The following is a 22,851-nucleotide window of genomic DNA, read 5'->3' as shown; positions in this document are numbered from 1 at the left end:
CCATTATAGTAAGGCGCCTAACCATATCTGCGCAAGACGGATCGATGGCTTCGAACCGCTATCATCCTGGCTATCTCAGCGATCAGTGACTGAATCCATGCCCTTGCCTTCCCGCGTGACCCTGCGCCGCATGCAGGAAGATGACATCCCCATGCTGCTGGCCATGGAGTCCGATCCCGAGGTCATGCGCTACAGCACCGGCGTCAAACCTGCAGACGAAGCGCGGCGGCAGGAGCTGCTGGCATGGCTGCGCGAACCGCTGACCAGGCTTGGCCACTGGGCAATCACAGTAGACGGCGCCGCCGTGGGCTGGGTGAGTCTGGTCCCTTTGGCTGGCACGGACAGCATCCAGCTTGCCTATCGGCTGCAACGCGCGGCTTGGGGAAAGGGATATGCGAGCCAGGCAGCGAAGCAGTTGTGCGAGTACGCCTGGCGCGAGACGGAAGTTTCCGAACTGGTCGCGGTTGTCTGGCCCGACAACCAAGCCTCCGTACGTGTCCTGGAAAAGCTCGGGTTTGCGTTCCGGTCGCGCGAATGCCACTACGACCGCGAAACCATCGTCTATACACTGCCGCGTCCTGCCGCTGGATCCGACCGATTCCCGCGGCCTTGATCCCCGCCCTCCTGCGCGCCATTCCTGCAGATATACGCCATGACCTATCCCGTCCTTCCCGCCTCCGAATTCTTCGCCGCCCGCGTCGTGCCCGAACTGCTGGTGTCGGACATCCACAAAAGCCTGCATTTCTGGTGCGGGCTTTGCGGGTTCTCGATAGCCTACGACCGCCCGGAAGACCGTTTCGCCTACCTGGACAAGAACGGCTCCCAGGTCATGCTTGAGGAATACGGCCACGGCAGGAACTGGATCACCGGCCCGCTGGAATCGCCCCTGGGACGCGGAATCAATCTGCAGATCGAGGTGCCCGCGATCATGCCGATCGTCGATGCCTTGCGCGTCACCGGCTGGCCGCTGTACATGCAGCCCGAGGAAAAGTGGTATCGCGCCGGAACCACGGAGGTAGGCGTGCACCAGTTCCTGGTGCAGGATCCGGACGGTTATCTCATCCGCTATTCGGCGGGCCTGGGCCGGCGCGACATTCAGGCAGAGGGCTGAAGCAAGGCGGCTCGGGAGGCGGCGCGCCGGCCGCCCCCGCCTTTTACCGGTACAGCACCGTCGGCAGCCACAGGCCGATGCCCGGGAACACGTACAGCAGGAAGATCGCCACCACCTGGATCCCCATGAACGGCATCATGCCCAGGAAGATCTGGTTCAGCGTCACGTGCGGCGGCGACACGCCCTTCAGGTAGAACGCCGACATGGCGACCGGGGGCGACAGGAAGGCCGTCTGCAGGTTCAGCGCGACCAACAGGCCGAAGAACAGCGGGTCGATGCCGAAGGTGTTGAGCAGCGGCACGAAGATGGGCATGAAGATCACGATGATCTCGGTCCACTCCAGCGGCCAGCCCAGCAGGAAGATGATGACCTGCGCCAGCAGCAGGAACTGCAGCTGCGACAATCCCAGCGACAGCACCCATTCCTCGATGATGCGCTGTCCGCCCAGCAGCGCGAACGCCGCCGAGAAGATCGATGAGCCGACGAACAGCCAGCACACCATGGCGCTGGTCTTGGCCGTCAGGTACACCGATTCGCGCAGCACCGGCAGGTTCAGCCGCCGGTACGCCAGCGCCAGCAGCGCGCCGCCCATGGCGCCCATGGCCGCGGCCTCGCTGGGCGTGGCCAGGCCGAAGGCGATGGAGCCCAGCACCGCCGCGATCATCACGGCCAGCGGGAAGAACGAGGCCATCAGCATCTTGAAGATTTCCATGCGCGCCCAGGTCAGCATCGCATAGAACGCCACCAGGATGGCCGCGCATATGGCCGCGAAGATCCAGAAGCCCTGGGGCGCGGCGATCTCGTCGGCGGATGCCGGCGCCTGCGCGGCGGCCGTCCCGGGTGCGGCCGTTGGCGCCGCGGCGGGCGTGCCCGGCGGCTCGGCCAGACCGCCGGCCGCGGGCGGCTCGTTCGAAGGCGGCTCCGCCAACTCGTTCGCAGGCGGTTCGGCCAATTCGTTCGAAGGCGGCTCCGCCAGTCCGTCCGACGGCGGCTCGCTCAGGCCCGAATCGAATCCCCCCGACCCAAGCTGCAATTCGGCGGGGATCTCGTATACCACCGCCGGCCGCGTCGTCGCCTGGTAGACCACGGCCACCAGCAGCACCGTAACCGCCAGCGGCGCAATCGCCAGCGCCATGTTGCGCATCAGGAAGCCCAGTGGCACGTCCTTGTTGCGGCGACCCTTGAACAAGGCCGCCAGCATGCCGGACACGGCGCGCGTGTAGCCTCCGGAGGCCAGCGCCGCGGATTCCGGGGACAACGGCACGCCGCGCTCTTCCTTGGGCAGGGGCGGCGCCATGTCGGGGCGCAGCTTGGCCACGATGATCACGTAGATCATGTACAGCACCGCCAGCATGATGCCCGGGAACAGCGCGCCGGCATACAGCTGCACCACCGACACGCCGGTGGTCGCGCCGTACACGATCAGCATCACGGAAGGCGGCAGCAGGATGCCCAGGCAGCCGCCCGCCGTGATCGACCCGGCTGTCAGGCGCACGCTGTAGCCGGCCTTCAGCATGGCCGGCATCGCCAGCAAGCCCATCAACGTGACCACGGCGCCCACGATGCCCGTGGCGGTGGCGAAGATGGCGCAGGTCGCCAGCGTGGCTACCGCCAGCGCGCCCGGCAGGCGCGCCAGCGCCAGGTGCATGGAGCGGAACAGCTTTTCGATCAGGTTGGCGCGTTCGACCAGATAGCCCATGAACACGAACAGCGGGATCGAAATCAGCGAGTCGTTGGTCATCGTGGCGTAGGTCCGCTGCACCATCAGGTCCAGCGTCTGCCCGACCGAACGCGCCGCGTCCGAACTCTGCATGTAGTACGCCAGGAAGGTGAACAACACCCCCATGCCCATCAGCGTGAACGCCGTCGGAAAGCCCAGCATGATGGCGACCACGATAAGCGCCAGCATCAAGAGGCCGATATGCCCCGTGGTCAGATGGTCCCAGGGCGTCAGGAACACGATCATCAGCAGCACCAGGCCGATGCACGACAGGCCGAACCACAGCGCCTTGTGGATCTTCATGAGCGCGGCTCCCCGGTGGTGACGTAGCGGTCCAGCTTGGCGATGTCTTCGTCCTTCACATGCACCATCTTCTTGAGCTTGTCGACGTCCACTTCCTCGACGTCCTCCTCGCGCGAGGGCCAGGCGCCGCGCTTCAGGCACAGTACGCAGCGCAACACTTCCGCCACGCCCTGCACCAGCAGCACCGCGCCGGCTATCGGGATGAAGGCCTTGAAGGGATAGATGGGCGGCCCGTTGGCCATCAGCGACGAATGCTCGCGGATGGCGATGGAGTAGCCGGCGTAGTACCAGCCCGCCCACACCAGCGCGATCACGCCGGGGAAGAAGAACACGATGTACAGGATCAGGTCCAGCGCCGCCTGCACGCGCGGCGGCAGGAAGCCGTACAGGATGTCTCCGCGTACGTGTCCGTTCTTGGCCAGGGTATAGGCCCCCGCCATCATGAACAGGATGCCGTAATACATCATCTGCATGTCGAACGCCCAGGCGCTGGGCTGGTTCCACAGGTAGCGCGCGGCCACCTCCCAACACACATGCAAGGTCAGGACTACGATCAACCAGGCAAAGGCCTGCCCGACAAACGTGGAGATGCGGTCTATGAAACGTATGATTCGGATCATCTCGCTTCCAGGTCAAGACGCATGGCGTCCCGCCGCGCGCCGGGGTGCGGCGCGCGGCGCGGAATACAGGTAGCGGCCCTTCAAGCCTGTTTGGTGGAGCGCGAGAAGTAGTGGTTGTAGGCCATGCGGAAGTTGACCGAGGTGTCCCCGTGCCAGCGCCCGACGCGCTCGGCGAAGGCCCGCTGCGATTCCAGCACCTTCTTGAACAAGGGGTTTTCGGCCGAACGCTTGGCGATCATCTCGTCCCAGATCTTCAGCTGCTGCTGCAGGATGGCGTCGGGCGTCTTGTAGAACTTGACGTTGTGGTCCTTCTGCAGCTTGACGTAGTCCTGCGAATAGCGGTTTGCCGCCTTCCAGGACATGTCCGCGCTGGAGGCCTGCGCGGCATAGCTGAGGATGTGCTTCAGGTGCTCCGGCAGCGCGTCGTACTTGGCCTTGTTGAACAGGATTTCGAACTGCTCCGCGCTTTGGTGGAAGCTCTGCAGCATGCAGATCTTGGAGACGTCCTGGAAGCCCAGGGCCAGATCCGACGAAGCGTTGTTGAACTCCGCCCCGTCCAGCAGGCCGCGGTCCAGCGCGGGCACGATTTCCCCGCCGGGCAACGCGTTCACGGCGGCACCCATGGCCGTGTACATGTCGATGGCCAGGCCCACGGTGCGGAACTTGAGGCCCTTGACCTCCTCCATCTTTGTGATAGGACGTTTGAACCATCCGAAAGGCTGAGTCGGCATCGGCCCGTACATCAGCGACACCACGTTCACGCCCATGGCTTTCTGGATCTCGACCAGCAGCTCCTTGCCGCCGCCGTACTCGTGCCAGGCCAGCAGCATGTTGGCATCCATGCCGAAGGACGGCCCCGATCCCCACAGCGCCACCGCCGTGTTCTTGCCGTACCAATAGGCGACCACCCCATGCCCGCCGTCCAGCGTGCCGGCGGACACCGCGTCCAGCAGGTCAAAGGCCTTGACCACGGCGCCAGCCGGCAGGATCTCGATCTTCAACTGGCCGCCGGCCATGTCGTTGACCTTCTGCGCATAGTCGCGGGCGAACTCGTGGAAGATGTCGTTGGCGGGCCAGGTGCTCTGGAAGCGCAGGGAAACCGGGGCGTTCTGCGCGCGGGCCACTGCCGGAAATCCTAGTGCGGCGGCCCCGGCGACAGCGGCGCCGGAGATGAACTTGCGGCGGGGCTTGGTAACGTGTTGCATGGCGTCTTGTCTCCTGAATTAGGACTACATGGACCAGCTTGTAGTTACTACTCCTGCGTGGGCGCGGGATGGTGAAGCCTGCTGCGGGATCCCGCCGGCGCGATTGCGGACGATGCGCAAAGCGTGAGCCTGATTAAACCTTTCTGACTAATCGCTGACAATCAGCTTCTTGTCAGGAATTACCCTAGAAATGCGGATTAGGTCTTTTGGATGATGGACAGTGCACGCGTTACCATCGCGGCACTGTCATCAGCAGGGGTAGGAATGAACCAGAAGCAGCGCGCCGTCAACCGCCGCCGGATGCCACGCAAGGCCTGGGCCTTGGGCCTGATCATCGCTGGCGCCGCGGGTTTTTATGCGTGGTGGCAATCGCCGCTGGGCCCGGGCCTGACCGAAGGCAAGATGCGCAAGATCCTGGTCGAGGCCACGGCGCAACCGGAATATGCGCCGGTCGGCGCCTGCGTCAACGTCGTGGGCGTGCGGCCCTTGCCCACCGATGTCTACACCGCGTTCCTGGAAAGCCAGGACAGGATCGTGCAGGGGTTGATCAAGCATCAGCTGGTCACGGTCAAGCGCGTCAGCGCCAGCGGCGACGGCGGGCCGCCGCGAGCGGACGAGGATCCGGAGGACGCGAGCAGCCGCATGGAGCTGACGGATAAAGGCCGGCCCTACTACACCGATGGCGAGGCCCGCCTCAGCTCCAAGCTGGTCTATACCGCGAAGTTCTGCGCCCCCGGCCTGCAGATCGGCAAGATCCTCACCCATACCAAGCCGCTCAAGAATCCATTCGACGACAATCCCAACCTGGTCTCGGCGGTGAAGTTCGAGTGGCGGCTGGACCGCAGCACTGCGGATTGGGCGGCGGATCCCGCCTTCCGTCCGTATCTATCCGGCTTTGCGCCGGAGGACCAGCCGGACGAATGGCAGACCGAGTACATCATGCTGGAACGGAAAGACGGCGTGTGGGAACTGGGAGACAGGCCCTACATCATCCGTTGGTGACCGCCGTATCGTCGGCCTTGGCTGGCGGACGGCGCACCGCCCTCAGCTTGCCGCTGTCGCCGCCGCCGCAGAAAAAGCAGCCGGCGCCATCCGATTCCAGCCCCGACACGCCGATGCCGGCCGGCATCTCCACGCTTTGCAGCACTTCGCCGGTCTTTTCGTCCAGCTGCCGCAGATCGCTGGCGCCGTCCTCCCAGGTGCCGTGCCACAGCTGGCCGTCCACCCAGGTTACGCCGGTGACGTAGCGGTTGGATTCGATGGTGCGCAGCACGCGGCCGGTTTCGGGATCCACCTGGTGGATCTTGCGCTGGCGGTACTCGGCCACCCACAGGCTGCCCTCGGCCCAGGCCATGCCCGAGGCGCCGCCGCCGCCGGGCGCTGGGATGCGGCTCAGCACCCGGCCGCTCCGCGGTTCCAGCTTGACGATGGTGCCGTCGGAGATCTGATAGAGATGCTTGCCGTCAAAGGCCGTGCCCGCGTCGGCGACGATGTCGATCGAGGCTTGGGTGCTGCCGCTATCCGGGTCCATGGCAATCAGCTTTTCGCCGGCGGCGAACCACACCTGCCGGCCGTCATAGGTCACGCCATGCACGGCCTGCACGCCGGGAAATGGGCCGTACTCGCGGATGATCTGGGCTTGCGTTCGTTTCATGTCGATGTCCTTGAACTGGAGTTCGAGCATTCATGCTAGTCGGCGGCCAGCGCGGCCGGGAGTAACAAGGTTGTCGTGAATCCCGGCACCGGCGGCGTCATCCAGCGGCGGGCCCGGCCCTGTCCGCAAGCCTGCACCTTGCCCGCCACGGCCAATGCGTCCAACGTACGCTGCACCGTGCGCTGGCTTGCCCCCAACGCCAGGGCCAGGGCGGAACTGGACCAGGCTTCGCCGTCCGCCAGGCAGGCCAGCACTGCTCCCTGATCCCTGTCGCCTTCACCGCCAGGCTGGGCCAATAGCGCGACCGGCCGGCCGGCCTGCGGTTTGAGGACGAAACCGCCGCGCGCGGCGCTGATACCGGCCACACCGTCCAAGGCCGCGCGCAGGCGCCCTATCTCGACGCGCAGGCGCGCGCGGTGCGTTTCATCGAAATAGGCGGTGCGGAAGGCCTGCTCGATGAGCGTTTCCCTGGGCGCGGGCTGCGGCCAGGCTTCGGCCAGGACACGCGCCAGCGCGAACAGCACCGGCCGGCTCGCCAGCGCAATCTCGCGGCCCGCGCTGCGCACTGCGTGGCGACAGCCGTCCACGACCAGCGTGTCGGATGCCAGCAGCGCCTCCACTTCATCCAGCAGAATGGGCCGCTGCACGCCCTGCCCGATCAGGCGCGCGGCTGGCGTATTCAGGACCAGGGTGGCCTGTTCCACCTCGGCCATCAGCGCGGGGATGCCGGCGACGCGGGCCGCCAGCTCCGCCTGGGTCAGCGCGGCGCGCGCGCGCTCGGTGCGCAGGCGCCGCAAGGCGATACCGGCAGCTATCAATTCATGGATAGCGCGGGAAGCCGGGGCCAGCAAGGCCGGGTCCAGCGTGGTCAGGGCGTCCTCGGCCCGGTCGAGCTGGCCAAGCAGCAGTTCGCGCCGGGCCTGCAGATGACGCGCATGCGCGGCATTGGCCGGGTCGCCGTGGGCTTGCAGCGCAGCGCGCGCGGTCTCCAGGGCCTTTTCCGGCCAGGCCAGATCGCGCGATACCAGGGCGATCTCGGCCTCGGCCACGACGCATCGGGAGCGGGCCAGCACATTCTTGTGATCGAAGTTCCGGGCCGCGCTGCGCAGCAAGGTCCGGGCGCGGCGGAAATCGCCCAGCTGGGCCATGGCGATGCCGCGCAGGGCCAGCGCGGGCGCGTCGTCGCGCAGGGCCACAAGGTTCAGGGCGCCCAGCGGATTGCCGGCGGCCAGCGCGCGCGCGGCCGAGGTGATCAGAACATCCATGGAACTCCCGCCACTGACGCTGCTCCCGCAGTCCGCTTACCGGGAACTAATCTACCATCCGGCGGCGATTCGCAGCGTAGTCGGGGCAGCCGGCTTCACGGCCGGCGGGATTCAGGCGCGCGGCGCCCCTGCCGCGGCAGTTCCCCCGACCGCAGGCGGGAAACTCACTGTCAGCGCCACGCCCGCGCCGCGCAGGCCCTCGCCCAGCGTGACCTCGGCGCCGTGCTGCTGCGCGATCTGCGCCACCAGCGACAGGCCGATGCCGCTGCCGCCCGCGGCGCTGCCCGGGGCGCGATAGAAACGGTCGAACACGCGCGCGCGTTCCTCCGGCGCGATGCCCGGCCCATCGTCCGCCACGCGCAGACAGGCTCCGCCGTCCGCCGACGGTCCGCAGGACACGGCGATCTGGCCGCCGCTCTGCGTATAGCGCACGGCATTGTCCAGCAGATTGCGCACCAGCACGCCCAGCGCGTCCAGCCGCCCCCTGACGACGCAGGCCTGCACGTCCAGCTGGATGCGCAGCTGCTTTCGGGTGGCGTCGGTTTCCCAGTCGCGCACCAGCATGGCGACCAGCGCGTCCAGTTCGACCAGCTCCGGTTCATCGGCGCTGGCGCTGAGCGCATCCATGCGGGCCTGGTCCAGCAATTGTTCCGACAGGCGCGAGGTGCGCTGGGCGACCAGGCGCAGTTTCTCGATGGCGGCCGGGGCGTCTCCCGAACCCGCGCTGCGGGCCACCAGCTCCGCGTGCGCGCTCAGCGCGGCCAGCGGGGTGCGCAGTTCGTGCGCGGCATCTTCCAGAAAGCGCCGTTCACGGTCCATGCCGCCCTTGACCCGCAGCAGCAGCTGGTTGATCGAGCGTATGAAGGGACGCAGTTCGCCCGGCATGCCGGCCATGGGCAGCGGCGCCAGGTCAAACGGACCGCGCCGCGCAATGGCCACGCCGGCACGGTCCACCTTGCGGAAGGCGCGGCCGACCACCATCCAGCTCACCACGGCCAACAGCACGAACAGAATAGACACGATGAGCAGTCCGCGCTTCAGGCTGTACAGCGACTGCGCGCGCAATTCGCTCTGCGGTCGCGCCACCTGCACCTGCACCCGCCCCTGCGCGTCGGAGATCGCGTACACGCGCCAGTCCATGCCGTCGGCGCGCACGTCGAAATAACCGTCCTGGAAGCCGCCGCTCAAGGGCTGCGCGGGCGACTCGGGCGAGCGCAGCAGCAGTCGGCGGTCGGCCAGCGACCACAGGTGGAAACGCACCTTGTCGCCGTCGACACGGCTGGATGCGGGCGGGGTGAAACGCTCGGACGGGGCCTCGTTGCCCAGCAGGCTGACCGGCAGCGACGCCAGCATCTGGCTGGCCGCGTCGTGCAGCCATTGATCGCGCGCGCCGGTCTGCGAGCGCGCGGCTTCGTACTGCTGGAAGGCGAACACCGCGATCCAGGACAGCGCCATCGTCAACAGCAGCGTCAGCGTGAGCTGCTTGCGCAGCGTCTTCATTCGCCGGCCTCGATGCGGTAGCCCAGGCCGTGGACGGTGGCGATGAGCTTGTCGCCCAGCTTGCGGCGCAACTGGTGGATGTAGACGGCCACCGTGTTGCTTTCGATGGCGCCGCTGTCGCCGTAGACGGCGGCCTCCAGCTGTTCGCGGCTGACGGTGTGGCCGACGCGCTCCATCAGCGCCAGCAGCGTGCGGTATTCATGCGCGCTGAGGCTGACCTCGACGCCCGCGCGGGTCACCGCGCGCCTGGCCGGCTCCAGCACCACGTCGCGGCAGCGCAGCGCCGAGACCACGGCGTTGCTGCTGCGCCGGACCACGGCGCGCAGCCGCGCCAGCAGTTCGTCCAGTTGGAATGGCTTGACGATGTAGTCGTCGGCGCCGGCATCCAGGCCCTGTATCCGCTCGCTCAGCCGGTCGCGGGCGGTCAGGATCAGCACCGGCGTGGCATCGTAGCGCGTACGAAGATGCTTCAGGACCGCCAGTCCGCTGCCGTCCGGCAGCCCCAGGTCCAGCAGCACGGCTTGAAAGCCGTGATCCACCAGGGCCAGCCGCGCCTGCGCGACGTCGCGCACCCATTGCACGTCGGCGCCGGACTGCGCCAGGCTGGTATGCACGGCGTCGCCCAGCATGGCGTCGTCTTCAACTAGCAGGACACGCAAGAAAACTCCAGAACCGTCAACGATGCCGCAGCATGCAGGCATCGCTTTAAAAAATTATTAAAACCCCATGCCGACAATGCGCTCCTATGACGGGGAACTGGACCCCGGCCCGCCGAAAAAACGCATGGGAAGCAACGGAATGAAGCAACACATTTTAGCAAGCGGCCCCCTGACGGCCGGCGCGCTGCCCGCCGCGAGCGGCGCGCTGGCCAGCCAGGGCCGTCCGGACTTCATCAGCGCGCCAGCGCGCCTGGCCGCAGGGGAGGCACGCCCATGAAACGCCTGCAAGGCATGGAACTGTTCGCCGAAGTGGCGAAGGCGCATAGCTTCAGCCGGGCCGCCGCGACGCTCGGCATGCCCACCTCCACGGTGTCGCGCCAGGTGGCCGAACTGGAGCGCTCGGTCGGCCTGCGGCTGCTCAGCCGCAACACGCGCCGCGTGGAGCTGACCGACGCCGGGCGGCTGTATTTCGAACGCTGCCGCCGCATCGTGGCCGAGGCCGAGATCGCCCACGAGGAACTGCGCGAACAGCTGGAAATCCCCAGCGGGCCGCTGCGCATCCAGCTGCCCGCGGCCTATGCGCTGGACGCCTTGATGCCCGCCCTGGTGGCGTTCGGCAGCCGCTACCCGGCTATCCAGCTCCAGATGAGCGTGGCCGGACCCGAGTTCGCCGAGCACCCGCCCGAGATCGGCGACGTCGCCATCCGCCTGGGCGAACTGCCCGACTCGTCGCTGGTGGCGCGCCGCCTGGGCGCGGTGCATGCCGGCCTGTATGCCTCGCCCGCCTACCTGGCCGCGCGCGGCACGCCTGTCAGCCCCGCCGACCTGGCGCGCCACGACTGCATCGGGCTGCGCGCCGGCGGCGGGCAGCCCGCGCCCTGGCCGCTGCAGCGCGGGCGTGAACAGTTGCTGGTTCCGGTGGAGCACCGCTACGGCGCCAACGACGCCTGCATGGCCAGGCAGCTTGCCGTGTTGGGCGCCGGCATCGCGGCGCTGGGCGGCGACGAAAGCGGCCGGCTGCGCTCGGGCGAGCTGGCGCGCGTGCTGCCGGCCTGGAGCCTGGGACCGATCGAGGTCCATGCCCTGACTGAAACCCGCTTGCTGCCAGCCCGGACCCGGTACCTCATCGATTTTCTGGCCGAATACCTGGACGCCCGGCAGGACAACCCGGCGCATGGCTTAGCGCCAGAACTCCGGATCCGCCGGGTGGCATAACCCCGTCACAATATTGCATCCGCAGATGATGCGACCCTCTTTTTGCGGGCGGCACGCCCTTGCCGCCCGCCCCCTGCCCCTGACGCCGCCCTCCACCGTGTAAACTCCCCCCTTTTTGACTCTGGTGGTATGTTGCAGGCTCCACAGCGCACAGGTTTAAGCGGCCCGACGCTCATTCGCTTGCTGACTCGCCTGACGGATGTCGACGTTCCGCAATCCAGGCAATCGCTCTCGGACCATCTGAGCCAGTGGCTCGGCTGGACGGACGCGATCGCGCTCTCCGCGGCGCTGAATACCAGCCCGCCGGTGATCGCCCCCGGCGCGCGCATGTTCAGCAGCGCCGAAGAGCGCGAGTGCGAACGCGTGCGGACCACGTTGGCCGACGCCATCGCCAGCGACACCGCGGCCACGGCCGCCAAGCGGCGCACGCCGGGACAAGCGCCGGCCCCCGCCAAACAACTGGCGGCGCTGGCCGAGGCCGACGCCGATTACGCGAATTTTCGCCAGCGCTATCTGTCGTTGCAGCACACGATGGAAACCGCGGTGGGCAATCTGCGCAGCCGGCTGCGCGGCATGGTCGCGGCCAAAAACGGCGAAATGACGCGCCTGGCGGTGGTCGACGCCATCATGGACCGCGCCCTGCTGCCCAAGGAACGCGCGCTGTTCGGCGCGATTCCGAAGTTGCTGCAGGGCCATTTCGAGCGCCTGCGCGACGCGGAGGCCGCGGCCTTGGCCGAGGCTGCCGCATTGGCTGAAGTTCCAGCCGAGGCCGGCGCCGAGACCGAGGCGCAAGGCGATGCCGCGGCCGAGACGGGCGCGGCGCCCGCTGCGGCGCCGGCATCGATAACGCCGGGCGCCTGGCTGGACACGTTCCGCAAAGACATGCGCAGCGTGCTGCTGGCCGAATTGGATGTTCGTTTACAACCGGTCGAAGGGCTGCTTGCCACCCTTCGCGCCAGCTAACCGGGACACTATGTCCAAATATCTGACTAATCTCGTGGTTTTCTTGGCGGGTCTGGCCGTCGTGGGCTGGATCGGCGTGGGCTATGCGGGCACCAACCCGCTGGCGCTGGCCGTGACCTTGCTGATAGGCGTCTGTTACCTGGGCGGCGCGCTGGAACTGCTGCGCTACCAGCAGGCGACCTCCTCGTTGACGCGCGCGCTCTCGGGCCTGTCCGAAGCGCCCGGCAATCTGGGATCCTGGCTGGACCAGTTGCCGCCGGGCCTGCGCAACGCCGCGCGCCTGCGCATCGAAGGTGAGCGCGCGGGCCTGCCTGGCCCGGCGCTGACGCCATACCTGGTCGGCCTGCTGGTGCTGCTGGGCATGCTGGGGACCTTCCTGGGCATGGTCGTGACCCTGCGCGGCACCGGCCTGGCGCTGGAAAGCGCCACCGACCTGGCCGCCATCCGCGCCTCGCTCGCCGCGCCGGTCAAGGGCCTGGGCTTTGCCTTCGGCACCTCGATCGCCGGCGTGGCCAGCTCCGCCATGCTGGGTCTGCTGGCAGCCCTGTGCCGCCGCGACCGCGTGCGCGCGGCGCAACTGCTGGACAGCAAGGCGGCAACCACCCTGCGCGTGTACTCGCAGGGCTATCAACGCGAAGAATCCTTCAAGCTGCTGCAACGCCAGGCTGAAGTGATGCAGCGCCAGGCGGAGGCCATGCCCACCCTGGTCGACAAGCTGCAAGCCATGATGAGCGACATGGCCCGCCAGAACCAGGCCCTGAGCGACCGCCACATGGCCAGCCAGGACGCGTTCCAGGGCAAGGCCGAGGCCGCCTATTCGCGCCTGGCCGCCGTCATGGAACAGTCCATGAAGGAAAGCGTGTCGCAAAGCGCGCGCTCGGCCGGCGCCGCCCTGCAACCCGTGGTGGAAGCGACGATGGCCAGCCTGTCGCGGGAAACCGCGTCCCTGCAGGACACCGTGACGCAAGCCGTGCAGCGCCAGCTGGAAGGCCTGACCTCGGGCTTCCAGGCCACCACCAGCAACGTCGCCGGCATCTGGAACCAGGCCCTGGCCGGCCAGCAGCGCGCCAGCGAGGCCCTGTCCCAGGATCTGCGCGCCTCGCTCGACCACTTCGCCCAGACCTTCGAACAGCGCTCGGCCGCCCTGCTGGACAGCGTGTCCTCGCGCCTGGAGGAATCGTCGGGCAGCATGTCGCAAGCCTGGACCCAGGCGCTGTCGCGCCAGGAGCAGGCCAGCGAAAAGCTGGCTGGCGACAATCTGCAGGCCCTGACCGCGGCCGCGGCCAGCTTCGAGCAGCATTCGGCCTCGCTCTTGCGCACGCTGAACCAATCGCACACCCTACTGCAGTCCGAGCTGGCCTCGCGCGACCAGCAGCGCCTGGCCGCCTGGACCGACACCCTGGGCGCCATGGGCGCCACGCTGCGCCAGGAATGGGAGCAGTCCGGCGCGCAGGCCGCCGAACGCCAGGAAGCCATCAGCGCCACGCTGGCGCAGACCGTGCGCGACATCACCGCGCAGGCGGAAGTCCAGGCGCGGCTGCTGGAAGGCGTGTCCGCCCGCATGGAGGCGGCCGCCAACGGCGTCTCGCAGCAATGGGCCAGCGCCCTGGCGCGCCAGGAACAGGCCGGCGAAAAGCTGGCTGGCGACAACCGCGAGGCCCTGGCCGCCGCGGCCGCCACCTTCGAACAGCATTCCGCGGCCCTGCTGCAGACGCTGGACCAGTCGCACACGCAACTGCAGGCCGCGCTGGCCTCGCGCGACCAGGAACGCCTGGCCGCCTGGACCGGCACGCTCACCGCCATGGCCGCCACGCTGAACCAGGAATGGCAGCAGGCCGGCGCCGACACCGTGGCCCGCCAACAGGCCGCCAGCGACACGCTGGCCCAGACCGCGCGCGACATCGCCGCGCAAACGCAGGCCCAGGCCGGCCTGCTGGAAAGCGTCTCGGCCCGCCTGGAAACGGCGGCCGGCAGCGTCACCCAGGCCTGGACCGAGGCGCAAGCCCGCCAGGAACAGGTCAACGCCAAGCTCGCTGGCGACAACCAGCAAGCGCTGGAAACCGCCGCCGCCACCTTCGAACAACATTCCGCCGCGCTGCTGCAAACGCTGGACCAGTCGCACGCCGAATTGCAAACCGCGCTGGCCTCGCGCGACCAGGAACGCCTGGCCGCCTGGACCGGCACGCTTACCGCCATGGCCGCCAAGCTCGGCCAGGAATGGGAACAGGCCGGCACCCAGGCCGCGCTGCGCCAGCTGGAAGTCAACGACACCCTGGCCCAGACCGCGCGCGACGTTTCGGCGCAAACCCAGGCCCAGGCGGGATTGCTGGAAAGCGTATCGGCCCGCCTGGAAACGGCCGCCACCGGCGTCACCCAGGCCTGGACCGAGGCGCAGGCGCGCCAGGAGCAGGCCAACGCCAAACTGGCCGGCGACACCCAGCAAGCGCTGGAAACCGCCGCCGCCACCTTCGAGCAACATTCCGCCGCCCTGCTGCAAACGCTGGACCAATCGCACGCCGAGTTGCAGGCCGCGCTGGCCTCGCGCGACCAGGAACGCCTGGCCGCCTGGACCGGCACGCTTACCGCCATGGCCGCCAAGCTCGGCCAGGAATGGGAACAGGCCGGCACCCAGGCCGCGCTGCGCCAGCTGGAAGTCAACGACACCCTGGCCCAGACCGCGCGCGACATCACGGCCCAGACCCAGGCCCAGGCCGGCCTGCTGGAAAGCGTATCGGCCCGCCTGGAAACGGCCGCCACCGGCGTCACCCAGGCCTGGACCGAGGCGCAGGCGCGCCAGGAGCAGGCCAACGCCAAGCTGGCCGGCGACAACCAGCAGGCGCTGGAAACCGCCGCCGCGGCATTCGAACAACACTCCGCCGCCCTGCTGCAAACGCTGGAGCAATCGCAGACGGACCTGCAGAACGCGCTCGCCGCCGAGGACCAAGCGCGCCTGGAAGCCTGGACCGGCAAGCTCGGCACGATCGCCGACTCGCTGCGCGCCGAATGGGAACAGACCAGTTCCTACACGGCCAACCAGCAGCAGCAGATCTGCGACACGCTGGCCATCACGGCGCAGGACATCAGCGCGCAGACCCAGGCGTCCGCCAACGACACCATCGCCGAGATCGGCCGCCTGGTGCAGGCCGCGTCCGAAGCGCCGCGCGCCGCCGCCGAAGTCATCGGCGAACTGCGCCAGAAGCTCTCCGACAGCATGGAGCGCGACAACGACATGCTGGAGGAACGCAACCGCCTGCTGGAAACCTTGGGCACCCTGCTGGACGCCGTCAACCACACCGCCGCCGAACAGCGCACGGCCGTGGACGCGCTGGTGTCCTCGTCGGCAGAGCTGCTGGACCGCGTCGGCACGCAGTTCACCGAACAGGCGCAGGCCGAAACCGGCAAGCTGGCCGAGGTGGCCGCGCAGGTCGCCAGCGGCGCGGCCGAAGTGGCCAGCCTGGGCGAGTCCTTCGGCACTGCCGTGCAGCTCTTCGGCGAGTCCAACGACAAGCTGGTGGCGCACCTGCAGCGCATCGAAGCGGCGCTGGACAAGTCCATCGCGCGCGGCGACGAGCAGCTCGCCTACTACGTGGCGCAGGCCCGTGAAGTGGTGGACCTGAGCATGGTGTCGCAGAAGCAGATCATCGAGAACCTGCAGCAGCTGGCCATCCAGCGCGCGACGGCCGGAGCGGAAGCGGCATGAGCGAGGACATCGACGGCGGCGTGGAGCCCACAGTCCCGGCCTGGGCCGTCTTCGGCGACCTGATGTCGGTGCTGCTGGGCGCCTTCGTCCTGATCCTGGTGAGCGTCGTCGCGGTGCAGCTGCAGCTGTCCACCCAGCTGGAGGAAGAGGTCAAGCAGCGCCAGGTCGAAACCCAGCGCCGCGAAACGCTGGAGCAGGCGCTGGCGGGTCCGCTGGCCGCCGGCCGCGTGACCCTGATCGACGGCCGCATCGGCATCAGCGGCAGCGTCCTGTTCGCCCTGAACTCCGACCAGTTGCAGCCCGAGGGCCGTGAAGTCCTGAAAAGCCTGATCGAACCCTTGTCGGCCTATCTGAAGTCGCACAACGAGATCCTGATGGTCAGCGGCTATACCGACGACCAGCAGGTGCGCGAAGGCAACCGGCGCTTTGCCGACAACTGGGACCTGTCCGCGCAGCGCGCCTTGACCGTGACGCGCGCGCTGATCGACGAGGGCGTGCCTTCGTCGGCCGTGTTCGCCGCCGCCTTCGGTTCGGAACAGCCGGTGGCCTCGAACGCGGATGAGGACGGCCGGTCCAAGAACCGCCGGGTCGAAATCGCGCCCATTCCCAAGCCCTCCAGCGACGCCGGGACCTCGCATGGCCAGTGACGGCACCCGCGGCGAGATCATCGACGCCCGCGCCATGCTGGACGCCTGGCGCGAGGCCGGCGCCGACCGCGTGGCTCCCGTCCGCTTCCAGTTCATGGACGCGCTGCAACGGCGCGCAGCCGCCCAAGGCGGCGAAGCCCGCAGGCTGCTGGACGGCAAGCTGGCGGCGCTGATCCAGGCCTACGAGGCCGAGCTGGACGGCGCGCCCGCGGATGCGGCCGAAAACGTCTCCGCGCCTGCTGCCGGCATCCCGGAACCCGGACCGCTGGCGGCGCTGACCGCGTACATCGCCGATCCCGGCCCCGACGCGCGCGGCGCCGCCGACCTGCGCGCTTCCTACCCCGAACTGCAAACGCTGGAATACTTCCGCGGCGTCTGGTCGCGGGTCAGCGCCGACCGCCAGGTGCGGCAGTCCCAGGAGCAGGTGCACAAGAACGCCGGCCCGCTCAACTCCAACCAGCTGGTGCACCGCGCGCTGTCGCTGATGCGCGAGGTGTCGCCCGGCTATCTGCAGCAGTTCCTGTCGTACACCGACGCGCTGATGTGGATGGAGCAGGTACACGCCGCCATCGCGCCCCCGCCCAAGGAAGCCGCGCCCCGCGCCGGCGCCAAGAAGACGGCGCGCGGCAAGGGCCGCTAGCCCACTGCCGATTTGCGCCCTGCCGCCCATCGGCGGTAAGATACGATCCATATACAAACCATATATGGATCATTCACTCCATGGGTATCGTCAAGATCTCCGAGCAGATGCATGAGAACCTCCGCGTCGCCAGCGGCGCGCTCAGCCGCTCCATCAATTCCCAGGCCGAACACTGGATGCGCATCGGCATGCTGTCCGAGCTCTACCCCGAGCTGCGCCACGCCGACATTTGCCAATTGCTGATCCGCATCGAACAGGCCGAGGGCTTCGCCATCGCCTCCTTGTCCCAAGGCTTGCCACAGCCAGCCCAGCAGGAGGCCGCGTAAATGGCGAAGAAGGTTTCCATCAAGTCCGCCGCCGACATCGAAATGGCCCGCAAGGCCGGCGCCATGGCGGCGGAAGTGCTGCACATGATTGCCGAACACGTCCGCCCCGGCGTCACCACCGATGAGCTGGACCGCATCTGCCACGACTACATCGTCAACGTGCAGAAGGCGATACCCGCCAACGTCGGCTACCACGGCTTTCCCAAGACCATCTGCGCCTCGGCCAACCACGTGATCTGCCACGGCATCCCGTCCGCCAAGGTGCTGAAGAACGGCGACATCCTCAACATCGACGTCGCCGTGATCAAGGACGGCTGGTTCGGCGACACCAGCCGCATGTACTACGTGGGCCAGCCCAGCCCGCTGGCGCGGCGCCTGGTCAACACCACCTATGAAGCCATGCGCGCCGGCATCATGGCCGTCAAGCCCGGTGCGACGCTGGGCGACATCGGCCACGCCATCCAGACCGTGGCGCACCGCGAGCACTTCAGCATCGTGCGCGAGTACTGCGGCCACGGCATCGGCCAGATCTACCACGACGATCCGCAGGTGCTGCACTACGGCCGCCCCGGCGAAGGCATGGTGCTGCAGCCTGGCATGATGTTCACCATCGAACCCATGATCAACGCCGGCAAGCCCCAGACCAAGCAGCTGCCCGACGGCTGGACCGTGGTCACCAAGGACCGCTCGCTGTCGGCGCAATGGGAGCACATGGTGGTCGTGACCGAGACCGGCTACGAAGTGCTGACGCCCTGGCCGGACGGCTTCGGCGACTATCCGCCCATCCCTTGATGCGGTGAGCTGAGGCGCCGCCTTGCCCATGGCAAGGAACGGAGTGCCGGCGGACAAGGGCACGATCATGATCGTGCCCTTGTCGTTTCCGCCGTCCGCCCCCCATGTCCGCCCTGCCCTCAGCGTTCCGCCGCCTGGCCGCCTCCAACCTGGCCGCCCAATTCTCCGAACAGATGGCGCTGGCGGCCGCCCCGCTGGTCGCGGTGCTGGCGCTGGGCGCCAGCGCGGCCGAAACCGGCTATCTGCAAACCGCCCAGACCCTGCCCTTCCTGCTGCTGTCCCTGCCCGCCGGCGTGCTGGCCGACCGGATGTCCCGGCGCGCGCTGATGACCGCGGCGGAGTGCGTGCGCGCCGCCAGCCTGCTGGGCCTGCTGGCGCTGCTGGCCACGGGCGGGCTTGACCTGGGCTGGCTGGCCGCGCTGGGATTCCTGGGCGCGGTCGGCACGGTCGCGTATAACGTCGCCGCGCCGGCGCTGGTGCCGCGGCTGGTCGCGCCCGCCGAACTGGCCAGCGCCAACCGCTGGCTGGAACTGGCCCGCAGCACCGCCTTTTCCGCAGGGCCAGCCGCCGGCGGCGCGCTGGTCGGCTGGATGGGCGCGCCCTCGGCCTATGTGCTGGCCACCGTGCTGTCGCTGCTGGCGGCCCTGCTGCTGGCCGGCCTGCCCCACGACACGCCCGGCCTCGCGCCGCGCCGCCGCCTGCTGGAGGAACTGCGCGAAGGCGCGGCGTTCGTCCTCACGCATCCGCTGCTGCGCCCGGTGCTGGTGACCGCCGTGTTCTTCAATACCGCGTGGTTCGTGCTGCAGGCCATCTATGTGGCCTACGCCATCGAACGGCTGGGCCTGTCGGCCGCGGCCGTCGGCCTGACGCTGGGCGTGTACGGCGGCGGCATGGTGGCCGGCGCCTTGCTGGCCCCCTGGCTGGCGCAGCGGCTGAGCTTCGGCGGCATGATCGCCGTGGGCCCGCTGGCCGCGCTGATCGCAAGCGCCATCCTGCTTTCCACGCTGGCGTTTCCGTCCGGCGCATGGGCCGCGGCGGGCTTCTTCCTGTTCGGCGCGGGCCCCATACTCTGGACCATCACCACCACCACGCTGCGCCAGGCGATCACGCCCAACGCCCTGCTGGGCCGCGTGTCCGCCGTGATCCTGACCGCCACCTTCGGCGCCCGGCCGGTCGGCGCGCTGATCGGCGCCGCGCTTGCCGCGCGCGTCGGCGTCGAAGCCTGCCTGTGGGTATCGACCGCCGGCTTCGCAGTGCAGTTCGTGGTGCTGTACACCTCGCCCGTGCTGCGCCTGCGCACCCAGCCCGAGGCCGGCGCCTATTGAGCGCTGTTGCGCACGCAAAACCGGCAATCTGTATCTGTGCGCGCCCGCCGGCGCCCGCTAGACTGCCGCCGTCAATCAACACGGCGGCGGCAAGATGCTGAAAATCCTGGGTAAAGCCTCATCCATCAACGTGCGCAAGGTGCTCTGGACCTGCGTCGAACTGGACCTGCCTTTCGAGCGCGAAGACTGGGGCTCCGGGTTCCAGCCCACCGGCGATCCCGCCTTCCTGGCGCTCAACCCGAACGCGATGGTGCCCGTCATCCAGGACGGCGACTTCGTGCTGTGGGAGTCCAACAGCATCATCCGCTACCTGGCCGCACAATACGGCGGCCAGCGCCTGTATCCCGTCGAACCCAGACTGCGAGCCCGCGTCGACCAATGGATGGACTGGCAGGCCACCGACCTGAACCGCGCCTGGAGCTACGCCTTCATGGCCCTGGTGCGCGAATCCCCCGCCCACCGCGACCGCGCCGCGATCGAGGCGTCCTGCCGCGAATGGGCGCGCTACATGGCGATACTGGACCAGCGCCTGGAACAGGCCGGCGGCTACGTCGCCGGCCCCGCGCTCTCGCTGGCCGACATACCGGTCGGCCTGTCGGTGAACCGCTGGTTCAGCACCCCATTTGAAAAACCACGGTTGCCGGCCGTCGCCGCCTACTACGACCGGCTCGCCGAACGGGCCGGCTACCAGCTGTACGGCCGCAACGGCACGGCCTGACCGCCCAAGCGGCTACTTCACCACGCCGCAAACCAGCCGGCCGCCCCCGCCGCCCAGCGGCGCCGGGGTATCGCTGTAGTTGTCGCCGCCCACGTGCACCATTACCGCACGGCCCTTCACATCGGCCAGCTTCAGATGCGGCGCCACCACCGCCTTCGTCGCCGTGCCGTCGGCAGCGACCACGATGAACGGCAGATCGCCCTGATGCCCGTCGGTCGCCATCGGCCCCTTGTGCGCCTTGGTGCCCTTGGGATCGAAATGCCCGCCCGCAGCGCCGCCAGCCGCCATCTGGTTGTTCACCATGCCAGGCTCGCAAGAACCCTTCTCATGCACATGAAAACCGTGTTCGCCCGGCGGCAAACCCTTCAAATGCGGCGTAAGCTGCAGCCCGCCCTTGGTGTCCTTGAGCGTGATCGTGCCAGCGCTCTTGCCCACGCCGTCCACGCTCAGGAACGACATCGACACGTCTTCCGCCAGCGCCGCGCCAGACGCGCCTGCGAACGCAAGCGCCGCGACCAGCATCGAGATTTTCTTCATGGGGTGCCTCCAGGATACGCGCCCGCAGGCCGCGGACGCCCGTTGCTACATGGCCGGCCCGTTGCCGTCCATTCCGAAAAAAACAATAGCACCGGCTTCCGCGCACCTGCCAGCAATCTTCGTTCCTGATACAAACAAGGGCGATACGGCCAGAGAAAATCTGACTGCTCTGCCTGCCCGCCAAAAATCCCGCGCCCGCCCCGTCCGCGCGTACCCAGCGCCCCCCACCACGTACGCAACCGCGTAAGCCGCCAATGGCCGCCCGCGCGGCCATTGGCGGCGGGCCCCGCAAACCTCGCAACCAAACACCGCTGCAGCAGCGCCTCATACCAAGACATGGATAGCCCGTCGGCGCGGGCGCCTGGGTGGCGAGCAACCTCGATGCGCCCGAGGGAATCGGAAGGAGCCGCCGCAGGCGGTGACGACGATGACGACGGGGCAGTCCGGAGCGAACGCTCCGGACCGCAATCGTGGGCGCTCGCCACCCATGCGCCCGCGACGACGGGCGGCCCACGAAGCACAGGAAACAGCAGTCAAATCCCGGCCTACAAAGCCCCGGGAGGACTAGCAAAGCCTCGAATGAAACAGTCAAAAAGCACCCGCATCACCCTCGAACCAGCAACACCACAGCATGCAGCACCACCCCTATCAACCCGCCCACCAAGGTGCCATTGAACCGGATGTACTGCAGATCCTTCCCCACGCTAAGTTCAAGCTCATCCACCAGATGCCGCTCATCCCAATTCTTCACCGTGCGCGAAATATGCTCCGTGACCCCGCTACGCAAGCGCCCCGTCAGCCTCCGCGCCCCGCCCAGCACGTGATTGTTGATCGCCTCCCGCAACCCCGGATCCTCCCCCAGCTTGCGCCCCAAGGCCAGCAAGGCGCTCTCCAGATGCCGCGCCAGCGCCGAATCCTCCGATGACAGATCGCGCCGCAACGCCGCATGGATATCGTCCCACAGCCCCTGCACATACTCCTGCACCTTCGGATGATCGATCGCCCGCTGCTTCAAGGCCTCCACCTGCGCCGACAACGCCGGATCATCCCTCAGCCGTCGGATGTAATCCTGCACCCAGGCCTCATAATCCCGCCGCACCGGATGCCCAGGCTCGGACAGCACGTCCCGCAGTTCCTCCACCAGCGCTCGCGCCAGCCGGTCCGCCAGATTGTCGGCAATCCCGTCCACCGACTTGACCACGTCCACCGCCGCAATGATGCGCGGCCATTCCTTCTTCGCGAACTTCACCAGCAGGCTCGAGGCCCGCGCCTTCACGTCCTCGTCGCCCAGATAGCCGCCCAGCCGCTCCAGCGCCGCGTCCAGCAGCTCCTGGTGCCGCCCGTCGCGCGTCAGCAGCCCCAGCACCTCGCCCGCCGTGTCCGCCGCGTCCCAGCGCCGCAGATTCTTCACCACGAACTCCTGGATCACCCCGCGCACCGCCCGCTCGTCCAGCAGGTCCAGCGTCTGCAAGGCCACATTGCGCGCCCCCTCGCTCAAGGCCCGCGCCTGCCGCGGACGCCCCAGCCAGCGCGCAAGCCGCGCCGCGGGATCGAACACCCGCAGCTTCTCCATCAGCGTGTCCGGGTCCAGGAAATGGTCGCGCACGAACACCGCCAGGTTGTCGCCGATGCGGTCCTTGTTGCTGGGAATGATGGCCGTGTGCGGGATCGGCAATCCCATCGGCCGGCGGAACAGCGCCACCACCGCGAACCAATCGGCCAGCGCGCCCACCGTGGCCGCTTCGCAGAACGCCCGCACCCAGGCCCAGGCGCCCTGCCCGCCCATGACGTGGCTGGTGATGAAGCCGCAGACCATCGCCACCAGCAGCGCCAGCGCGGCGATCTTCATGCGCCGCAACTGCGTGCGGCGCGCTTCGGAAGCCAGCGCGGAATGCGTGGCGGCGGAACGGGGCATCTCTGTCATGGGGTCTCCGGAAACGACAGACCCAGC

The 22,851-nt window shown here is 68.2% G+C and carries 22 protein-coding genes; 13 read left to right on the top strand and 9 right to left on the bottom strand.

Annotated elements, in window-relative coordinates; all coding sequences use genetic code 11:
- Positions 1 to 97 precede the first annotated feature (97 nt).
- Positions 98 to 613 (top strand): GNAT family N-acetyltransferase, encoded by a 516-nt coding sequence (locus tag NGK62_RS18830; RefSeq protein ID WP_059380138.1) that lies wholly within the window; start codon positions 98 to 100, stop codon positions 611 to 613.
- Between the two features lie 39 nt (positions 614 to 652).
- Positions 653 to 1,111: a bleomycin resistance protein gene (locus NGK62_RS18825; protein ID WP_165867927.1), complete on the top strand. Its 459-nt coding sequence runs from the start codon at positions 653 to 655 to the stop codon at positions 1,109 to 1,111.
- A 43-nt stretch (positions 1,112 to 1,154) separates the two neighbouring features.
- Here NGK62_RS18825 and NGK62_RS18820 read toward each other — a convergent pair whose 3' ends face one another.
- The 3 genes from NGK62_RS18820 to NGK62_RS18810 all read right to left on the bottom strand — a co-directional run bounded on the left by NGK62_RS18820 (position 1,155) and on the right by NGK62_RS18810 (position 4,959).
- On the bottom strand, positions 1,155 to 3,134 hold the full coding sequence (locus NGK62_RS18820) for a TRAP transporter large permease (RefSeq protein WP_251879786.1): 1,980 nt from the start codon (positions 3,132 to 3,134) through the stop codon (positions 1,155 to 1,157).
- A complete protein-coding gene (locus NGK62_RS18815; protein ID WP_059380141.1) occupies positions 3,131 to 3,754 on the bottom strand; it encodes a TRAP transporter small permease subunit in 624 nt (207 codons plus the stop codon). The genes NGK62_RS18820 and NGK62_RS18815 overlap by 4 nt, the downstream gene beginning before the upstream one ends.
- A gap of 80 nt (positions 3,755 to 3,834) precedes the next feature.
- Positions 3,835 to 4,959, bottom strand: coding sequence for a TRAP transporter substrate-binding protein (locus NGK62_RS18810; RefSeq protein WP_059380142.1), 1,125 nt, complete (start codon positions 4,957 to 4,959; stop codon positions 3,835 to 3,837).
- A gap of 264 nt (positions 4,960 to 5,223) precedes the next feature.
- Here NGK62_RS18810 and NGK62_RS18805 point away from each other — a divergent pair, with 264 nt between their 5' ends.
- A complete protein-coding gene (locus NGK62_RS18805; RefSeq protein ID WP_251879784.1) occupies positions 5,224 to 5,961 on the top strand; it encodes a hypothetical protein in 738 nt (245 codons plus the stop codon).
- Here NGK62_RS18805 and NGK62_RS18800 read toward each other — a convergent pair.
- The 4 genes from NGK62_RS18800 to NGK62_RS18785 all read right to left on the bottom strand — a co-directional run bounded on the left by NGK62_RS18800 (position 5,948) and on the right by NGK62_RS18785 (position 10,037).
- On the bottom strand, positions 5,948 to 6,613 hold the full coding sequence (locus NGK62_RS18800; RefSeq protein WP_251879782.1) for an NHL repeat-containing protein: 666 nt from the start codon (positions 6,611 to 6,613) through the stop codon (positions 5,948 to 5,950). The genes NGK62_RS18805 and NGK62_RS18800 overlap by 14 nt on opposite strands.
- A 35-nt stretch (positions 6,614 to 6,648) precedes the next feature.
- On the bottom strand, positions 6,649 to 7,878 hold the full coding sequence (locus tag NGK62_RS18795) for a helix-turn-helix domain-containing protein (RefSeq protein ID WP_118933265.1): 1,230 nt from the start codon (positions 7,876 to 7,878) through the stop codon (positions 6,649 to 6,651).
- A gap of 111 nt (positions 7,879 to 7,989) precedes the next feature.
- Positions 7,990 to 9,378 carry an ATP-binding protein gene (locus NGK62_RS18790; protein ID WP_251879780.1) on the bottom strand — a complete coding sequence of 463 codons (1,389 nt, stop codon included), beginning with the start codon at positions 9,376 to 9,378 and terminating at the stop codon, positions 7,990 to 7,992.
- On the bottom strand, positions 9,375 to 10,037 hold the full coding sequence (locus tag NGK62_RS18785) for a response regulator transcription factor (protein ID WP_059379509.1): 663 nt from the start codon (positions 10,035 to 10,037) through the stop codon (positions 9,375 to 9,377). Before NGK62_RS18785 ends, NGK62_RS18790 begins: the two co-directional genes overlap by 4 nt.
- Before the next feature lie 139 nt (positions 10,038 to 10,176).
- Between NGK62_RS18785 and NGK62_RS18780 the strand changes: the two genes are divergently transcribed.
- The 10 genes from NGK62_RS18780 to NGK62_RS18735 all read left to right on the top strand — a co-directional run bounded on the left by NGK62_RS18780 (position 10,177) and on the right by NGK62_RS18735 (position 20,363).
- A complete protein-coding gene (locus tag NGK62_RS18780) occupies positions 10,177 to 10,314 on the top strand; it encodes a hypothetical protein (protein ID WP_251879778.1) in 138 nt (45 codons plus the stop codon).
- Complete coding sequence (locus NGK62_RS18775) at positions 10,311 to 11,252, top strand: LysR family transcriptional regulator (protein ID WP_251879776.1); 942 nt, start codon at positions 10,311 to 10,313, stop codon at positions 11,250 to 11,252. Before NGK62_RS18780 ends, NGK62_RS18775 begins: the two co-directional genes overlap by 4 nt.
- A 129-nt stretch (positions 11,253 to 11,381) precedes the next feature.
- Positions 11,382 to 12,215 (top strand): DUF3348 domain-containing protein, encoded by an 834-nt coding sequence (locus NGK62_RS18770; RefSeq protein WP_059379512.1) that lies wholly within the window; start codon positions 11,382 to 11,384, stop codon positions 12,213 to 12,215.
- 10 nt (positions 12,216 to 12,225) lie between these two features.
- The gene (locus tag NGK62_RS18765) at positions 12,226 to 15,915 is read left to right on the top strand and encodes a DUF802 domain-containing protein (RefSeq protein ID WP_251879774.1); all 3,690 of its coding nucleotides are present in this window, start codon (positions 12,226 to 12,228) and stop codon (positions 15,913 to 15,915) included.
- Positions 15,912 to 16,562, top strand: a complete 651-nt coding sequence (locus tag NGK62_RS18760; RefSeq protein ID WP_054456414.1) for an OmpA family protein — start codon at positions 15,912 to 15,914, stop codon at positions 16,560 to 16,562. The genes NGK62_RS18765 and NGK62_RS18760 overlap by 4 nt, the downstream gene beginning before the upstream one ends.
- The gene (locus NGK62_RS18755) at positions 16,552 to 17,202 is read left to right on the top strand and encodes a DUF2894 domain-containing protein (protein ID WP_251879772.1); all 651 of its coding nucleotides are present in this window, start codon (positions 16,552 to 16,554) and stop codon (positions 17,200 to 17,202) included. The genes NGK62_RS18760 and NGK62_RS18755 overlap by 11 nt, the downstream gene beginning before the upstream one ends.
- Before the next feature lie 80 nt (positions 17,203 to 17,282).
- A complete protein-coding gene (locus tag NGK62_RS18750) occupies positions 17,283 to 17,528 on the top strand; it encodes a ParD-like family protein (RefSeq protein WP_054456412.1) in 246 nt (81 codons plus the stop codon).
- Positions 17,529 to 18,320 (top strand): type I methionyl aminopeptidase, encoded by a 792-nt coding sequence (gene map, locus NGK62_RS18745; RefSeq protein WP_054456411.1) that lies wholly within the window; start codon positions 17,529 to 17,531, stop codon positions 18,318 to 18,320.
- Positions 18,321 to 18,424: 104 nt separating this feature from the next.
- Positions 18,425 to 19,645 carry an MFS transporter gene (locus NGK62_RS18740; protein ID WP_251879770.1) on the top strand — a complete coding sequence of 407 codons (1,221 nt, stop codon included), beginning with the start codon at positions 18,425 to 18,427 and terminating at the stop codon, positions 19,643 to 19,645.
- Positions 19,646 to 19,739: 94 nt separating this feature from the next.
- The gene (locus NGK62_RS18735; RefSeq protein WP_251879768.1) at positions 19,740 to 20,363 is read left to right on the top strand and encodes a glutathione S-transferase family protein; all 624 of its coding nucleotides are present in this window, start codon (positions 19,740 to 19,742) and stop codon (positions 20,361 to 20,363) included.
- Between the two features lie 12 nt (positions 20,364 to 20,375).
- On the opposite strand, the gene sodC is transcribed toward NGK62_RS18735, so the two are convergent.
- Together sodC and NGK62_RS18725 are read right to left on the bottom strand one after the other, a co-directional pair.
- On the bottom strand, positions 20,376 to 20,900 hold the full coding sequence (gene sodC, locus NGK62_RS18730) for a superoxide dismutase family protein (RefSeq protein ID WP_054456408.1): 525 nt from the start codon (positions 20,898 to 20,900) through the stop codon (positions 20,376 to 20,378).
- 604 nt (positions 20,901 to 21,504) lie between these two features.
- Positions 21,505 to 22,824 carry a DUF445 domain-containing protein gene (locus NGK62_RS18725; RefSeq protein ID WP_373429127.1) on the bottom strand — a complete coding sequence of 440 codons (1,320 nt, stop codon included), beginning with the start codon at positions 22,822 to 22,824 and terminating at the stop codon, positions 21,505 to 21,507.
- Positions 22,825 to 22,851 lie beyond the last annotated feature (27 nt).

The sequence above is a fragment of the Achromobacter sp. Marseille-Q4954 genome, from assembly GCF_943737025.1.
Classification (GTDB): domain Bacteria; phylum Pseudomonadota; class Gammaproteobacteria; order Burkholderiales; family Burkholderiaceae_B; genus Achromobacter; species Achromobacter bronchisepticus_A.
The sequence above is the reverse complement of the archived record's forward strand: the minus strand, read 5'-3'. Positions and strand labels throughout refer to the sequence as shown.

Excerpts from the sequence above, each read along its gene's own strand:
- NGK62_RS18830 (WP_059380138.1), top strand. The coding sequence starts at position 98 with ATGCCCTTGCCTTCCCGCGTGACCCTGCGCCGCATGCAGGAAGATGAC.
- NGK62_RS18825 (WP_165867927.1), top strand. The coding sequence starts at position 653 with ATGACCTATCCCGTCCTTCCCGCCTCCGAATTCTTCGCCGCCCGCGTC.
- NGK62_RS18820 (WP_251879786.1), bottom strand. The coding sequence starts at position 3,134 with ATGAAGATCCACAAGGCGCTGTGGTTCGGCCTGTCGTGCATCGGCCTG.
- NGK62_RS18815 (WP_059380141.1), bottom strand. The coding sequence starts at position 3,754 with ATGATCCGAATCATACGTTTCATAGACCGCATCTCCACGTTTGTCGGG.
- NGK62_RS18810 (WP_059380142.1), bottom strand. The coding sequence starts at position 4,959 with ATGCAACACGTTACCAAGCCCCGCCGCAAGTTCATCTCCGGCGCCGCT.
- NGK62_RS18805 (WP_251879784.1), top strand. The coding sequence starts at position 5,224 with ATGAACCAGAAGCAGCGCGCCGTCAACCGCCGCCGGATGCCACGCAAG.
- NGK62_RS18800 (WP_251879782.1), bottom strand. The coding sequence starts at position 6,613 with ATGAAACGAACGCAAGCCCAGATCATCCGCGAGTACGGCCCATTTCCC.
- NGK62_RS18795 (WP_118933265.1), bottom strand. The coding sequence starts at position 7,878 with ATGGATGTTCTGATCACCTCGGCCGCGCGCGCGCTGGCCGCCGGCAAT.
- NGK62_RS18790 (WP_251879780.1), bottom strand. The coding sequence starts at position 9,378 with ATGAAGACGCTGCGCAAGCAGCTCACGCTGACGCTGCTGTTGACGATG.
- NGK62_RS18780 (WP_251879778.1), top strand. The coding sequence starts at position 10,177 with ATGAAGCAACACATTTTAGCAAGCGGCCCCCTGACGGCCGGCGCGCTG.
- NGK62_RS18775 (WP_251879776.1), top strand. The coding sequence starts at position 10,311 with ATGAAACGCCTGCAAGGCATGGAACTGTTCGCCGAAGTGGCGAAGGCG.
- NGK62_RS18770 (WP_059379512.1), top strand. The coding sequence starts at position 11,382 with ATGTTGCAGGCTCCACAGCGCACAGGTTTAAGCGGCCCGACGCTCATT.
- NGK62_RS18765 (WP_251879774.1), top strand. The coding sequence starts at position 12,226 with ATGTCCAAATATCTGACTAATCTCGTGGTTTTCTTGGCGGGTCTGGCC.
- NGK62_RS18760 (WP_054456414.1), top strand. The coding sequence starts at position 15,912 with ATGAGCGAGGACATCGACGGCGGCGTGGAGCCCACAGTCCCGGCCTGG.
- NGK62_RS18755 (WP_251879772.1), top strand. The coding sequence starts at position 16,552 with ATGGCCAGTGACGGCACCCGCGGCGAGATCATCGACGCCCGCGCCATG.
- NGK62_RS18750 (WP_054456412.1), top strand. The coding sequence starts at position 17,283 with ATGGGTATCGTCAAGATCTCCGAGCAGATGCATGAGAACCTCCGCGTC.
- map (WP_054456411.1), top strand. The coding sequence starts at position 17,529 with ATGGCGAAGAAGGTTTCCATCAAGTCCGCCGCCGACATCGAAATGGCC.
- NGK62_RS18740 (WP_251879770.1), top strand. The coding sequence starts at position 18,425 with ATGTCCGCCCTGCCCTCAGCGTTCCGCCGCCTGGCCGCCTCCAACCTG.
- NGK62_RS18735 (WP_251879768.1), top strand. The coding sequence starts at position 19,740 with ATGCTGAAAATCCTGGGTAAAGCCTCATCCATCAACGTGCGCAAGGTG.
- sodC (WP_054456408.1), bottom strand. The coding sequence starts at position 20,900 with ATGAAGAAAATCTCGATGCTGGTCGCGGCGCTTGCGTTCGCAGGCGCG.
- NGK62_RS18725 (WP_373429127.1), bottom strand. The coding sequence starts at position 22,824 with ATGACAGAGATGCCCCGTTCCGCCGCCACGCATTCCGCGCTGGCTTCC.